The sequence below is a fragment of the Endozoicomonas sp. 8E genome, from assembly GCF_032883915.1.
GTDB lineage: Bacteria > Pseudomonadota > Gammaproteobacteria > Pseudomonadales > Endozoicomonadaceae > Endozoicomonas_A.
The window spans coordinates 5,841,819-5,854,852 of the sequence record NZ_CP120717.1 but is presented as its reverse complement, the minus strand read 5'-3'; the positions used below and the strand labels follow the sequence as shown (position 1 = coordinate 5,854,852).

10 protein-coding genes are annotated in these 13,034 nt (G+C 49.4%); 3 read left to right on the top strand and 7 right to left on the bottom strand.

Annotated elements, in window-relative coordinates:
* Nucleotides 1–42: 42 nt before the first annotated feature.
* The 5 genes from P6910_RS20545 to P6910_RS20525 form a co-directional block, all read right to left on the bottom strand.
* Nucleotides 43–1,299 carry a hypothetical protein gene (locus P6910_RS20545; RefSeq protein ID WP_317143118.1) on the bottom strand — a complete coding sequence of 419 codons (1,257 nt, stop codon included), beginning with the start codon at nt 1,297–1,299 and terminating at the stop codon, nt 43–45.
* Nucleotides 1,300–1,466: 167 nt separating this feature from the next.
* Nucleotides 1,467–2,858 (bottom strand): hypothetical protein, encoded by a 1,392-nt coding sequence (locus tag P6910_RS20540; protein ID WP_317143117.1) that lies wholly within the window; start codon nt 2,856–2,858, stop codon nt 1,467–1,469.
* Between the two features lie 172 nt (nt 2,859–3,030).
* Nucleotides 3,031–4,281, bottom strand: coding sequence for a hypothetical protein (locus tag P6910_RS20535; RefSeq protein ID WP_317143116.1), 1,251 nt, complete (start codon nt 4,279–4,281; stop codon nt 3,031–3,033).
* 246 nt (nt 4,282–4,527) lie between these two features.
* Nucleotides 4,528–5,901, bottom strand: a complete 1,374-nt coding sequence (locus tag P6910_RS20530; protein WP_317143115.1) for a hypothetical protein — start codon at nt 5,899–5,901, stop codon at nt 4,528–4,530.
* A gap of 244 nt (nt 5,902–6,145) precedes the next feature.
* Nucleotides 6,146–7,561, bottom strand: a complete 1,416-nt coding sequence (locus tag P6910_RS20525) for a hypothetical protein (RefSeq protein ID WP_317143114.1) — start codon at nt 7,559–7,561, stop codon at nt 6,146–6,148.
* A 228-nt stretch (nt 7,562–7,789) separates the two neighbouring features.
* Between P6910_RS20525 and P6910_RS20520 the strand changes: the two genes are divergently transcribed.
* Nucleotides 7,790–7,939 carry a hypothetical protein gene (locus P6910_RS20520; RefSeq protein ID WP_317143113.1) on the top strand — a complete coding sequence of 50 codons (150 nt, stop codon included), beginning with the start codon at nt 7,790–7,792 and terminating at the stop codon, nt 7,937–7,939.
* Between the two features lie 595 nt (nt 7,940–8,534).
* On the opposite strand, the gene P6910_RS20515 is transcribed toward P6910_RS20520, so the two are convergent.
* Entirely contained in the window at nt 8,535–9,800 is a 1,266-nt protein-coding gene (locus P6910_RS20515; protein WP_317143112.1) for a 6-phosphofructokinase, read from the bottom strand.
* 250 nt (nt 9,801–10,050) lie between these two features.
* Between P6910_RS20515 and mpl the strand changes: the two genes are divergently transcribed.
* Nucleotides 10,051–11,418 carry a UDP-N-acetylmuramate:L-alanyl-gamma-D-glutamyl-meso-diaminopimelate ligase gene (gene mpl / locus P6910_RS20510; protein WP_317143111.1) on the top strand — a complete coding sequence of 456 codons (1,368 nt, stop codon included), beginning with the start codon at nt 10,051–10,053 and terminating at the stop codon, nt 11,416–11,418.
* Complete coding sequence (locus P6910_RS20505; RefSeq protein ID WP_317143110.1) at nt 11,393–12,037, top strand: flavin prenyltransferase UbiX; 645 nt, start codon at nt 11,393–11,395, stop codon at nt 12,035–12,037. Before mpl ends, P6910_RS20505 begins: the two co-directional genes overlap by 26 nt.
* On the opposite strand, the gene P6910_RS20500 is transcribed toward P6910_RS20505, so the two are convergent.
* Entirely contained in the window at nt 12,034–12,894 is an 861-nt protein-coding gene (locus P6910_RS20500; RefSeq protein ID WP_317143109.1) for a hypothetical protein, read from the bottom strand. The genes P6910_RS20505 and P6910_RS20500 overlap by 4 nt on opposite strands.
* Between the last annotated feature and the right edge of the window lie 140 nt (nt 12,895–13,034).

Below are 13,034 nucleotides of genomic sequence, written 5' to 3'. Positions count from 1 at the left end.
GAGTCTCGATAGAGTAGGTGTCATATTAGGACTGAGGTTATCCTACTCGTCCATATCAAAAGGCTGGCGTCTTCGGTGAGTGCTTTTGTGTTCCGACAGGGATTCAAAAGGCTCGCAGACCTTCCCGCATATCTCCCACTGGCCGTCCCTCCTGCCCAATACTATGTCACAGGTTGGTGGTTCAATGAAGTAATCGCTCTCGTCATCCGACAGGGGTTCATCATCATCCGACAGGGGTTCATCATCATCCGACAGAGGTTCTTCATCTGAAAGGGGATCATCATTCGAAATGGGGTCGTCATCGGGCAGAGGATCGTCATCTGAAATGAGGTCGTCATCGGACAGGGGATCGTCATCCGACGGAGGGTCATAATCCGTTAGACCTTGGTCTTCTGACAGGGTTTGTATTGTGCCTGTTTTGGAAAAATGAGGTTGGCTCTGACCCAATTGGGATGATTTTGTAGTATGTGTTGTTATTTCTTGTGTTTCTGAAGTTCCTGGCGGGAAGGGTGACGGTAACTCATTGCAAGGGGGCTGTCGGTCGAAGTCCTTATTGAGCCTTGACCTCTTTCCCGGTCTTGCTCCTGCCTGTCGGAATTGACAAACGCCATTACAGTCATCTGCGAAACAATTTAAACCAAAAGTGTGTTGGTTTAGTTCAGGGTCTCTTTTACGGCCGCAAGAGGCATAATGCTCGTGGCTGGTGAAAGTGCCCATAAGCCGGGTGCCCGTCCCTGAAGCTTGCTGGCTGGATGATTTTGACCGCAGGTCATGCTGTTGGTTATCTGCGGGGCTGAGCATCATAGTGTTGATCGCGAACGGATAATCCTGACTCGCCTGCAGTTCTCCAATCGTGTTAAACATCGATGAGTCGGGGTTCCAATAACTGTTTAAAAGCCAGCCGACAGCGATAAACGCTTCCACAGCTAGTCGCGAATAAATTTTGGGGCTTTGAGAGGTGTCGTGGGTAGTCAGGAACAGTTCGTAAGCAACCAGCAGAGGCGTGCTGTAAAGCAAATGCCACGAAATCGACTCAATAATGACCGTTTTCAGCCCGTGAACGCTGAGCCCAAATGCCGTGTCATTTACCGGGAAATCCCGGACTGGATGGCCGTTGGTGTTAGCAATGGTTGCAGGGGGGAGCAGTAATTTATGCAGATCATGCTGTTTGATAGAAAAGCTTTCGTCTGGAGAGCCAGTATTTTGTTGAATCTCAACAATATAACGTTCTGTTAATACCTGAGCCCGGCAGGTGACAGACAACAACAGCAGTGCCGCAAATAGAGGCTTCTTAATCATTTTATTCTTACATCCTGGTTTGATGGGAGGAAGAAGTGTAGACCAAGAAAATTGTCGTGTTTTCCTGTCACAGACAGCCTGTTAATAATTCTTTGAAACATGGCTGTATCGTTTGGTGGCCCGAGTGTCGTAAAAGTAGCGAGCAAAACTGAGCCATGTATTAACCCCTATCCTCTTCCTCTTTTTGGGGTTGGATGATTTTGATTTACTTCAGGAGGACTGAGTCCCCGGTTTGCACCAACAGGCATCCGAAGGTGCGCTATTCTTGCTTGCTTGTTCAGCTGACGAGCATTCTTGCAAAGACGTCTGCATGGCCTCGGACGTTGATCTACGGGTAAGTCACAGGTTTCCGATCCGGTCCTGTATCTTTTTTGGTTACCTGACGGAGCTTTTACGGTGCCTGTTTGGGGAAAATCAGGTTGGTTCCGACCCAAAGCAGCGCAGAATTTTTTCCACAGCCTCGATACGGGCGGGGGCGTTATACTGGCCAGGGCTTCCTGCGGGCTTTCCCTGCGGCTGTGATGCTCACTTATTTGCACCGACAAGGAGTGAGAACTCTTACAGACTCTCCCCCATGGTCTCAGTCGGCTTCTCGTCCGTTTCGTGGGCATGTCACAGGTTTTTTGACTGCTGAAGTATCCTTTTCGGAAAACTGACGGAGCTTTTACTGTGTCTGTTTGGGAAAGATGAGCCTGGCTCTGACCCGGTTGGGATAATTCCGTCGTTTGTGCTGTTGTTGGTTGTGTTTCTGAAGACCCTGCCGGGGAAGGTGAAGTTGTCTGAGTAAGCGAAAAGGAGAACCCGACTTTTTCAGAAGGTAAGCTCTGTGGATCTGAGTCCTTATAGAGCCTTGACCTTGTTTTTGGTCTTGCTCCAGATTGTCGGAATTTACAAACGCCATTACAGTTGTCTGTGAAACAATTTAAACCCAGAGTATGCCGGTGATGTTGAGGTTCTTCGTCACCGCCACCAGAGTCAGAATGCTGGCGGCTGCTGATAGTGCCTCTAAGCCGTGACGTTGTCCCTGAGGCTTGCTGGGTGGATGATTCTGACGGTTGGCCTTGTTGTTGGTTATCTCCGGGGCTGAGTGTCATAGTGTTGATCACAAACGGATAATCTTTATTCGACTCTTGTTGTCCAATCGGGTTGAACATCGGCGAGTCGGGGTTCCAATAGCTGTTTAAAAGCGAGCCGACGGCGATAAACGCTTCTAAAGGTAGCTGCGAATAAGTTTTGGAGCCTTGTGAGGTGATGTGGCTGGTCAGGATCAGTTCGTAAACAAACAGCAGGTTGGTAGCGTAGAGCAGATGCCACGAAATCGACTCAATAATGGTCGTTTTTAACAAGTAACCGCCGGGTCCGGGTGGTATGTTATTTGCTGGGGAATCTGACCCTTCATAGTTATTTATTTTGGCAATGATTGAAGGGTCGCCCGGCAATCTACTCTGGGCAAGCTGCTCGATAGAAAAGCTTTTGTCTGGAGAATCTGTATTTTGTTGAAGCTCGACAATATAACGTTCTGTTAATGCTTGAGCCCGGCAGGTGACAGATAACAACAAGAGTAACAGCAGGGCCGTAAAAATTGGGTTTATAATCACTTTTTTCTTACATTCTGATTTAAAGCGAAGAAGTGTAGACCAGGAAAACAAGCGTGTTTTCTATCAAAGACCTTCTGTTAAAAAAACTCTATCGCTGGCTGCTGCGCGCCCAGGGCGTGGTCGTGTCACAGGTTCATTGCCGTCGGTGGTGTATCCTCTTGTGAAAACTCAGGGTTCTGGCACTCCGGAAGATCCTGCTGCATGGCCTTTGCTGGCCATTCTCGCCGATCACGGTCAGTTCACAGGTTTGTTGCCCAGAGTGGTACTCTCTTACGTGTTCTGCCAAGGCTCTTCTATTCCTGCAGTGCCTCCCGCATGGTCGTGGCTGGCCATCCTCGCCAACTATGACATTGTCACATGTTAGACTGTCTGCTATCCCGGTGAAAACGAAAGGGGCCAAACGAAAACCCCAGGGTTGGTTATAAAGATCTGGTAAGTCCTGCTGTCCCTCTTCGCTTACAGCAAAATCCGGCGATTGTGCTAACAAATTCATGTTTGCTCTGCAAAGTGGGCAGGTTTTCATTGACCATCTTGGAGCGTTCTGAAACGTCCTTTGTAAACAGTGCGTGTCAATTTTCTGCGAACAACAGGGAGTAACCATTGTATCGCTAAACTTTTCATAGCATATAGGGCACTCCTCGTCTGCTTCAGCTGGCTCTCTGCTATCGGATGGTGGTCGGAATCGACAAACGCCATTACAGGAATCGACGAAACAATTTAAACCGTAAGTATGTCGATGTTGTTCAGGGTCTCCGTTACCGTCGCCAGCGCCGGAATCCAGAGGGCTGATGTGAGTACCTGCAAGTTGGGTGGTTGTTCCCGTGGTCTGCTGACCGGATGATGCAGATGGCTGGCCTTGTTGTGGGTTATTTCCGAAGCTGTGCGTCATGGTGTTGATCACAAACGGATAATCCTGACTCAATTCTTGTTGTCCAATCGTGTTAAACATGGGGGAGTCGGGATTCCAATAGCTGCTTAAAAGCGATCCGACAACGATAAAGGGTAGCCATGAATAAATGTTGGAGTTTAGATAAGTGTCCTTGGTCGTCAGGGTCAGTTCGTAGGCAACCAGCAGATGGGAAGCGTAAAGCAAATTCCACGAAATCGACTCAATAATGCCTGTTTTTAGTCCGTAACCGCCGGGTCGGGGTGGTATGTTATTTGCCGGGGCATCTGACCCTGCATAGTTGTTTATTTTGGCAATGATTGAAGGGTTGTTCGGCAATGTATTCTGGTAATGCTGTTGGATAGAAAAGCTTTTGTCTGGAGAACCTGTATTCTGTTCAAGTTTGACAACAAAATGTTGTGTCGATCGTTGGGCATGGCAGATGGCAGACAGTGACAGCAGCAAAAGCAGTGTCATATAGAGTGACTGTTTGTTCATTTATTCTTACATCCCGGTTTACATGTTCTGCAAGTAATCTTGCGAGACCAAGTGTAGACCAGAAAAATTCATTGCAGCACTTCGGCATTCTTTGGCGAGCCCGGTGGGTGAAATTAAGAGCCATTCTGTGATAGATGGTTGGCTTTGAGCATCTTTTTAGACGATTAATGTCTTTTAGTGAAAGGGCCTGTGCATTCCGACGCTGTGATCCAAAAGGCCTAAAAGCGAGGGAACGCGTTGATCAGGCTAGCGATTTCGATGTTCTCTTTTGTGCTCCACCGGGGCTCTGGTCTTTCTGCAGACCTTCTCGCGTGGACGTTGCTGTCCATCCTTCCCGACATCGGTTACGTCACGGGTTTTCTGTCTGCTGTGGCACTTGACTTTGTGGTATGCCAGAGCTTGGACATTTTTGCATACCTTCAAGCATGGCCGCGACTGGCCATCTCTGCTGATCACGGACAGTTCGCAGGCTTTTTGCCCTGTGTGATATTTGCTTTTGTAGTATGACAGGGCTTCGGCATTCTTGCAGACCCTCCCGCATCGCCGTTGCTGGCCATCCCCGCCGATTTCGGCCTCGTTAGAGGTTCTTGGCCCGAATGCTCTCTCAGTGAGAGCGATAAAGGCTGTTCTTGAGGAACGGATACCCGGGGGCTCGTTATAATGAGCTGGTAAGTCTTGCTGTGTCTCTACGCTTAATGCTAAATCCGGCGATCGTGCTAAAAAATTCATGTCTGCTCTGCAAAATGGGCAGGTTTTTGTTGACCATCGTGGAGCGTTCAGAAACACCCTTCGTAAACAGTGTGTGTCAATTTTCTGCGAACAACAGGGAGTAACCATTGCCTTGCTAAATTTATCAAAGCATATAGGGCAATTCTCACCTGCTTCAGCCAGCTCTTGGCTATCGGGCGGTGGTCGGAATCGACAGACGCCGTTACAGGAATCGACGTAACAATCCAAACCGTAAGTGTGCTGGTGTTGTTCAGGGTCTCCGTTACCTTCGCCAGAGCATGAGTCCAGTGAGCTGGTGAAAGAACCCGTAACTCGGGTGGTTGTTCCTGAGGCCTGCTGACCGGATGATGCGGATAGCTGGCCTTGCTGTTGGTTATCTTCGGAGCTGAGCGTCATGGTGTTGATCAAAAACGGATAATCCTGACTCAGTTCTTGTTGTCCAATCGTGTTAAACATGAGGGAGTCGGGATTCCAATAGCTGTTTAAAAGCGAGCCGACAACGATAAAGGGTAGCCATGAATAAATGTTGGAGTTTAGATAGGCGTCTTTGCTAGTCAGGGTCAGTTCGTATGCAACCAGCAGATGGGAAGCGTAAAGCAAATTCCACGAAATCGACTCAATAATGCCTGTTTTTAGTCCGTAACAGCCGGGTCCGGGTGGTATGTTATTGGCCGGGGCATCTGACTCTTCATAGTTGTTTATTTTGGCAATGATTGAAGGGTTGTTCGGCAATGTATTCTGGTAATGCTGTTGAATAGAAAAGCTTTTGTCTGGAGAACCTGTATTCTGTTCAAGTTTGACAACAAAATGTCGTGTCGATCGTTGGGCATGGCAGATGGCAGATAGCGACAGCAGTAAAAGCAGTGTCATATAGAGTGACTGTTTGTTCATTTATTCTTACATCCCGGTTTACATGTTCTGCTAGTAATCTTGCGAGACCGAGTGTAGACCAGAAAAATTCATTGCAGCACTGCGCTATCCTCTGGCAAGCCGAGGGAGCCTAATCAGGAGCCATTCGGTGATAGATCCTGTGTATCTTTTATGCGACTTATGTCTTTTATAAGAAGGGCTCAGGCGTTCCCACGCCGGGACCCACAGGGTCGCTGCTGGCCGTCCCCCTCCGGCCACGGTTGCGTCACCGGTTCGTGGCACTGTGCTTTCTTCTTTTGTGATGCAGCATGGCTCTGACATTCGTGCAGACTTTTCCGCATGGTCTTGGCAGGCCATCCTGCCTGGTTATGGTCACATCACAGGTTTGTTGTCCGGAGTGGTCCATTACTCGGTGCCTCGTCAGGGCTCTGATATTTCTGCAGACTTTCCCGCATGGCCCTGGCTGGCCATCCTGCCTGATTATGGTCAAGTCACAGGTTTGTTGCCCGGAGTGGTCTATTCTTTGATGCCTCCTCAGTTCTCTGGCATTCCTGCAGACTTTTCCGCATGGCTGTTGCTGGCCATCCTGCCTGATTATGGTCACGTCACAGGTTTCTTGTTCGTAGTGGTATCTGCGCCTGTGAGCCGAAAGTGCTCTGACGTTTCTGCAGATTTTCCCGCATCGGCGCTGCTGGCCATCCCTGCCGGTTATGAGCACATCACATGTTGGTAAGTTATGGTGTGCCTGTTCGTTTACAGCAAAACCTGGTGATTGTGCTAAAAAATTCATGTCTGCTCTGCAAAGTGGGCAGGTTTTCATTGACCAACTTGGAGTGGTCAGAAACATCCTTCGTAAACAGTGTGTGTCAATTTGCTTCGAGCAACAGGGAGTAATAGTCGCATTGCTAAATTTTTCAAAGCATATAGGGCAATCCTCATCTGCTTCAGCCAGCTCTTCACTGTCGGATGATGGTCGGAATCGACAAATGCCACGACAGGGATGGACGAAACAAATTAAACCTAAAGTGTGTGAGTCTTTTTCAGGGTCTTCGTTACCATTGCCAGAGTTAGAATACAGAAGAGGAGTGAAATAGCCTATGCGTTTGTTAGTGGCTTGTGGGGCTTGCTGATCGGATGATGTTGATGGCTGGCCTTGCTGTGGGTTGTCTCCGGGGCTGTGCGTCATGGTGTTGATCACAAACGGATAATCCTGACTCAATTCTTGTTGTCCAATCGTGTTAAACATGGGGGAGTCGGGATTCCAATAGCTGTTTAAAAGCGGTCCGATAACGATAAAGGGTAGCCATGAATAAATGTTGGAGTTTAGATAAGTGTCCTTGGTCGTCAGGGTCAGTTCGTAGGCAACCAGCAGATGGGAAGCGTAAAGCAAATTCCACGAAATCGACTCAATAATGCCTGTTTTTAGTCCGTAACCGCCGGGTCCAAATGGTATGTTATTTGTCGGGTAATTTGACTCTGCATAGTCGTTTGTTTTGGCAATGATTGTAGGGTCGTTAGGCAATGTGTGTGGATAATGCTGTTGGATAGGAAAGCTTTTGTCTTGAGAGCCTGTATTCTGTTGCAGCTCGACAATATAGCGTTTTGTCAGCATTTGAGCCTGGCAGGTGACCGGTAATGATAGCAGCAACAGCAGCACTGCAGGGAGTGGGTGTTTGATCATTTATTCTTGCATCCTGGTTTAAATATTCTGCAATCAATCTTGCGAGGCCAAGTGTAGTCCGAGAAAATTCTTTGAAGCGCTGCGGTATCCTTTGGCGAGGCCGAAGCGAGTAATCACGAGCCATTCGGTGGTGGGTGGATAGCTTTGTGTACCTATCAAAACGATTATTGTTTTTTACTGAAGGGGCTTATGCATTCCCACGCTGTTACCTACAGGGCCTGAAAGAGGGTGTCGCAAAACTCTCTTCAGCGTGAGAACGAGTTGACTCCCGTCATTCACGGCTTCATTCTCGTCATTCCCGCGAAGGCGGGAATCCACACTGACTCACCACCAGAACCATACTGCCCGGCGCCCTCCCTGGCCTTGTCATCCCTGTGAAGGCAGAGACCCACTGTTGGTGCTGGATTCCCGCCTTCGGGGGAATGACGACTTCAGAGCGTGGGAACGAGTTGTTGGAGTTTTGCGACACCCTCTGAAAGTGTGAGAACGAGGGCAAAGCGTGGGAACGAGTTAAGAGCAAAAGGCGAGCGTCAGATTATTAATCGCTACCGACTTCTTTTTGCTTTTCTGAGGCTGGGTTATGCTGGTTCACACTAGCAGGCCTGTGACCATGATACATCCTTCTGTGCTGCATCAGACGATGAGGATTTATGAAAGTCCGCGTGCACCACGGCCATCCCGAGCCCTCAATCTCAATGCCACAGACTAGCAGGTCGTGTCTGTTTTGCTTGCCTGATGGGGCTTCAGGCTTGGGTTGGCTCCGACTCAACGCAGCACAGAACCTTTGCCACAACTTCGATAGATTGCCCTTCAGACCAGTTCCGGCTGCCTGATGTTTTTCCCTGTCGTTGTGAAACTTGTCATAGTGCTCCAACAGAATGCAAGGGGTAGCTGAGAATAGGTTTTGGCGTCTGGAGAAGTGTCATGGGACAGGTCACCACATATCATGATTTCCTGTCCGAGCGTGTTCGATTCAGCTATCAAAAGTGTTGTTGAGTTTTTTCTCAACCATGATTTTTCTCAGCTTGGCGAATCTTGGCAGACCATTGAGGTAAGGCGGGTATTCTTCACCTTCAATCAGCGGCTCAAGGTATTCCCGGCAGACCGGGGTAATGCCAAAGCCTTCCTCATCAATGAACTCCATGGGCATTTTCTTTTCGAAGTTGGCCACTTCTTCCAGCTGTACTTCACCGATAGACCAGCGGTAGGGTGCATTGGACTCGCGGGTGATACAGGGCATTACGGCATTTTTGCCAGTGACCGCCAGTTCAACCGCTGCTTTACCCACGGCATAAGCCTGTTCAACATCCACTCTGGAGGCAATATGTCTGGCTGAACGCTGCAGGTAGTCTGCCACCGCATAGTGGTATTTGAAGCCGTGCTCCCGCTTGATCATGGTGCACAGTGCCGGTGCCACACCACCGAGCTGGTGATGACCAAAAGAGTCAATGACCGTGGTTGAGGCAGATACAAAGCTGCCATCAGCGTATTTGGCGCCTTCAGAGGCCACAATGACACAGTAACCTTCTTCATCGACGGTTTTCTTGACCTTGGCCAGAAACTTTTCTTTATTCAGTGGCGTTTCCGGGAACACAATAATATGAGGAGGATCTCCATTCTGACGAGCTGCCAGTCCGGCGGCCGCTGCCAGCCAGCCGGCATGGCGGCCCATCACTTCCATGACAAACACCTTCGTTGAGGTATCGCACATGGAGGCAATATCATGGCTGGCCTCTTTGGTGGAAACTGCAAGGTATTTGGCGGCTGAACCAAACCCGGGGCAGTTGTCGGTTACCGCCAGATCATTATCGATGGTTTTGGGAATGCCAATGCAGGTGATGGGGTAACCCATGTTTTCACTGAGCTGAGACACCTTCAGCGCCGTATCCATGGAATCGTTACCGCCGTTATAGAAGAAGTAGCCGATATTGTGTGCCTGAAACACTTCAATCAGTCGGCGGTATTCTGCTTCACTCTCTTCGAAGGATTTGAGTTTATAACGGCATGATCCAAATGCACCTCCGGGGGTCCGGTGAAGCGCCCCGATGGTCTCATGGGATTCCTGACTGGTGTCGATCAGTTCTTCCCTCAGCGCTCCCAGAATGCCGTTATAACCCGCATAGACCTTACCAATTTGGTTCGGATAGCGACGTGCGGTCTCGATAACGGCGCAGGCACTGGCATTGATAACTGCTGTTACGCCCCCTGACTGTGCATAAAATGCATGTTTGATTGACATCCTGAGTAGCTCTCGCTGAATAGTAATCTTGGCTTTGTATGTTTCTGTTGTTCTATGGTTTAGCGGGTTTCGATTCGCATAATACTTAAAACAAGACTGTTTGTCCGTTTATTTAGCGGAATTTTTTCTGTAAAAAGGTAAGGAAAGAGTCTTAAGTCCACGGCCAGAATGACTTCTCATTGGCCATACGTTTTCAGAACCGTTTGCGGCCTTGAAGAGCCGCCAGCGACCGACGATGAGTAAGGATGGTATGCGCATACATATTCTGGGAATCTGCGGTACATTTATGGGAAGCCTCGCCCTTCTGGCCAGGGATATTGGTATCAGGGTCAGTGGTTCCGATGAACATGTCTATCCCCCCATGAGCACACAGCTGGAAGCTGAGGGTATTCAGCTGATGCAGGGCTACCATATCGAACACCTGGACGATGAGCCTGATCTGGTCGTGATAGGGAATGCCATGAGCCGGGGGAACCCGATTGTGGAGCACGTCTTGAACAAGGGGCTTGCTTATACCTCGGGTCCCCAGTTTTTTGCCGAGCACATTCTGAAAGACAAATGGGTGATGGCAGCCGCTGGTACTCACGGCAAAACCACAACCGGCAGCATGTTGGCCTGGATTCTGGAATATGCAGGCATGTCGCCGGGTTTTCTGATTGGTGGCATCCCGGCTAACTTTGGTATTTCGGCAAGAATGGGGAAGACCCCGTTTTTTGTGGTCGAAGCGGATGAGTACGATACGGCCTTCTTCGATAAACGTTCCAAGTTTGTCCACTATCATCCCCGCACAGCCATTCTGAATAACCTTGAATTTGATCACGCTGATATCTTCGAAAACCTTGCCGCAATCCAGAAGCAGTTTCACCATCTGGTCAGAACGATACCGGGTGATGGCCGAATTATATCTCCGGCGAACTGCGAAGCCCTGAACCGGGTTCTGGAGATGGGTTGCTGGTCGCAACAGGAGCAGTTGGGAGTTGAGTGGACGACCCACCTGATTGAAGCGGATGGCAGTGTTTTTGATGTCATCTATCAGGGCAAGGTGGTTGGCCAGGTCAACTGGTCGCAGACAGGTGATCATAACGTTGCCAACGGTCTGGCGGCTATAGCCGCTGCCCGGCACGTTGGGGTATTGCCTGCTCTGGCTTGTGAAGCTCTAAGCCTCTTCAAGGGGGTCAAACGCAGAATGGAATTGCTGGCTGATATAGAAGGCATCAAAGTGTATGATGACTTCGCCCATCACCCTACGGCGATTGAAACCACTTTGAATGGCTTACGTGCCCGGCATCAGAATGACCGTATTCGGGCGATAATCGAGCCACGCTCCAATACCATGAAAATGGGCATTCATGGCGGTGCCTTGTCGGACTGTGTCAAGAATGCGTCTGAAGTCATCTGGTTTCAGCCCACAAATATCGAGTGGTTGCAGGATGGGTTTATTGATAAAAGTCCTGTATCTACCCGTGTAATGTCGTCTACTGAAGAGATCATCGACTACCTGATTGAAACTTCTGAGGAGGGTGATCATCTGGTCATCATGAGTAATGGTGGCTTTGAGGGAATTCATCAGCGTCTGCTGGTGAAACTTAATAATGCAGCAGCGTCAAAAAAAGGTTAATACATTGGCTGAGAGAATTACTCTTGCTATTACCGGGGCTTCCGGGGCCCAGTACGGACTCAGGTTGATGCAGTGTCTTGTTGCTTCTGGGGCAGAGGTTTTTTGCATGATTTCAAGAGCCGCAAAAGTGGTAATTGAAACTGAAACCTCTCTTCATCTGCCTGACGGCGACCGGGAAGCAGAGGCTGCCTTGATTGATTACTGCAAAGCCAGAGCCGGTCAGATCAAATTATTGGGCCATGAAGAATGGATGTCGCCCGTAGCCTCTGGCAGTGGTGCTGCCAGTAAAATGGTGGTCTGCCCCTGCAGCTCGGGCACATTGTCGTCTATAGCCTATGGAGCCAGTAATAATCTGATTGAGAGAGCAGCGGATGTGGCTTTAAAAGAGCGCAGAAAGCTGGTTCTGGTGCCCAGAGAAGCGCCGTATTCGGAGATTCACCTTGAGAATATGCTCAAGTTGACCCGAATGGGGGCAGTCATTTTGCCTGCCTCACCTGGATTTTATAACAAACCTGAAACCATGGAAGATCTGGTGGATTTTGTGGTGGCCAGGATATTAAGCCAGCTGGACATCGAGCAGACACTGATGCCCGGGTGGGGGGAGTCGTATATTAACTAGTTAATTCGCGACTGCAGATTGTGAAGCCAGAGAGCCAGTGCGTCCAGATAAAGTATTATCCGGGTTCCTTCATCCGCAGTCTGAGCGGTTACTTCAGGCTGGAAGGCTTCAGGAAGCTCCTGTTTCACCACTTCCAGTTGATAGTGGGCATGGGGCTGGTCAGAAACAACCAGTGTCCTGCCGGGAGCCGGTACTGCTTTCATCCACTCAATCAGGGTGTCCCGCGTGTTGGCTCTCTGCCAGTGATTCTGTTTCCAGACTCTGGGAGAGTCAACAAACTCTACTGGCAGCTTTTTCATCTCCCCGGGAAGTTTCATGGTGGCAAACAGTTGCATGGCGCCTTCTGTCTCTGTGATGGGGCGGGCGGTTCTGGCACCTTTTCCCCGGGCCTGTTCACCAATACTGTTGGCAATAAGACTGTCAATATTATCGATACCCTCTTTCAGTGGACGTTGTCCTACCAGAAAAACAATTTTGTTAAACCGAACACCCTCTAGCCAGAGTCTGGCGAGATGATTAAGTCTTCGCTCCATTCCGGGAACCGTTGCCCCCAGGAATAAGGAGTATTCATAGTTTGTAGAGGATGGGAGTAACTCCTGAACGAAGTTGAGTGCTTTAAGGTGACCCATAACTGCCAGATGCTGGTCTGCTGTCAGGGGCAGATCCTGCATCTCCCAGCGTTCCTGGCCGGGGTGTCTGCGCCACTGTTGCGAAGCACAGATCAGAGAGTCGAGGGAATTTGAGTGAGAGATACCGACTTCGTCCATTAAAGTGGCTAAGCCCGACAGTTTCAGAGGGTTAATGACTGTGCCTTGGTCCAGAAGCGTGCTGTCAGAGGTGGGGGTATGTTGCTGCATAGAGTCCTTCCATGGAATCAGTCAGAATGGGAAAAGGCAGGTGTTAAAACATTAAGTACCTAACCAGTTGGTTTCGCATATTCTGGACGGCGGCTTTTTCCATCCTTCTGCGTTCCAACTCTGGTTGCGTAGCTATGGCT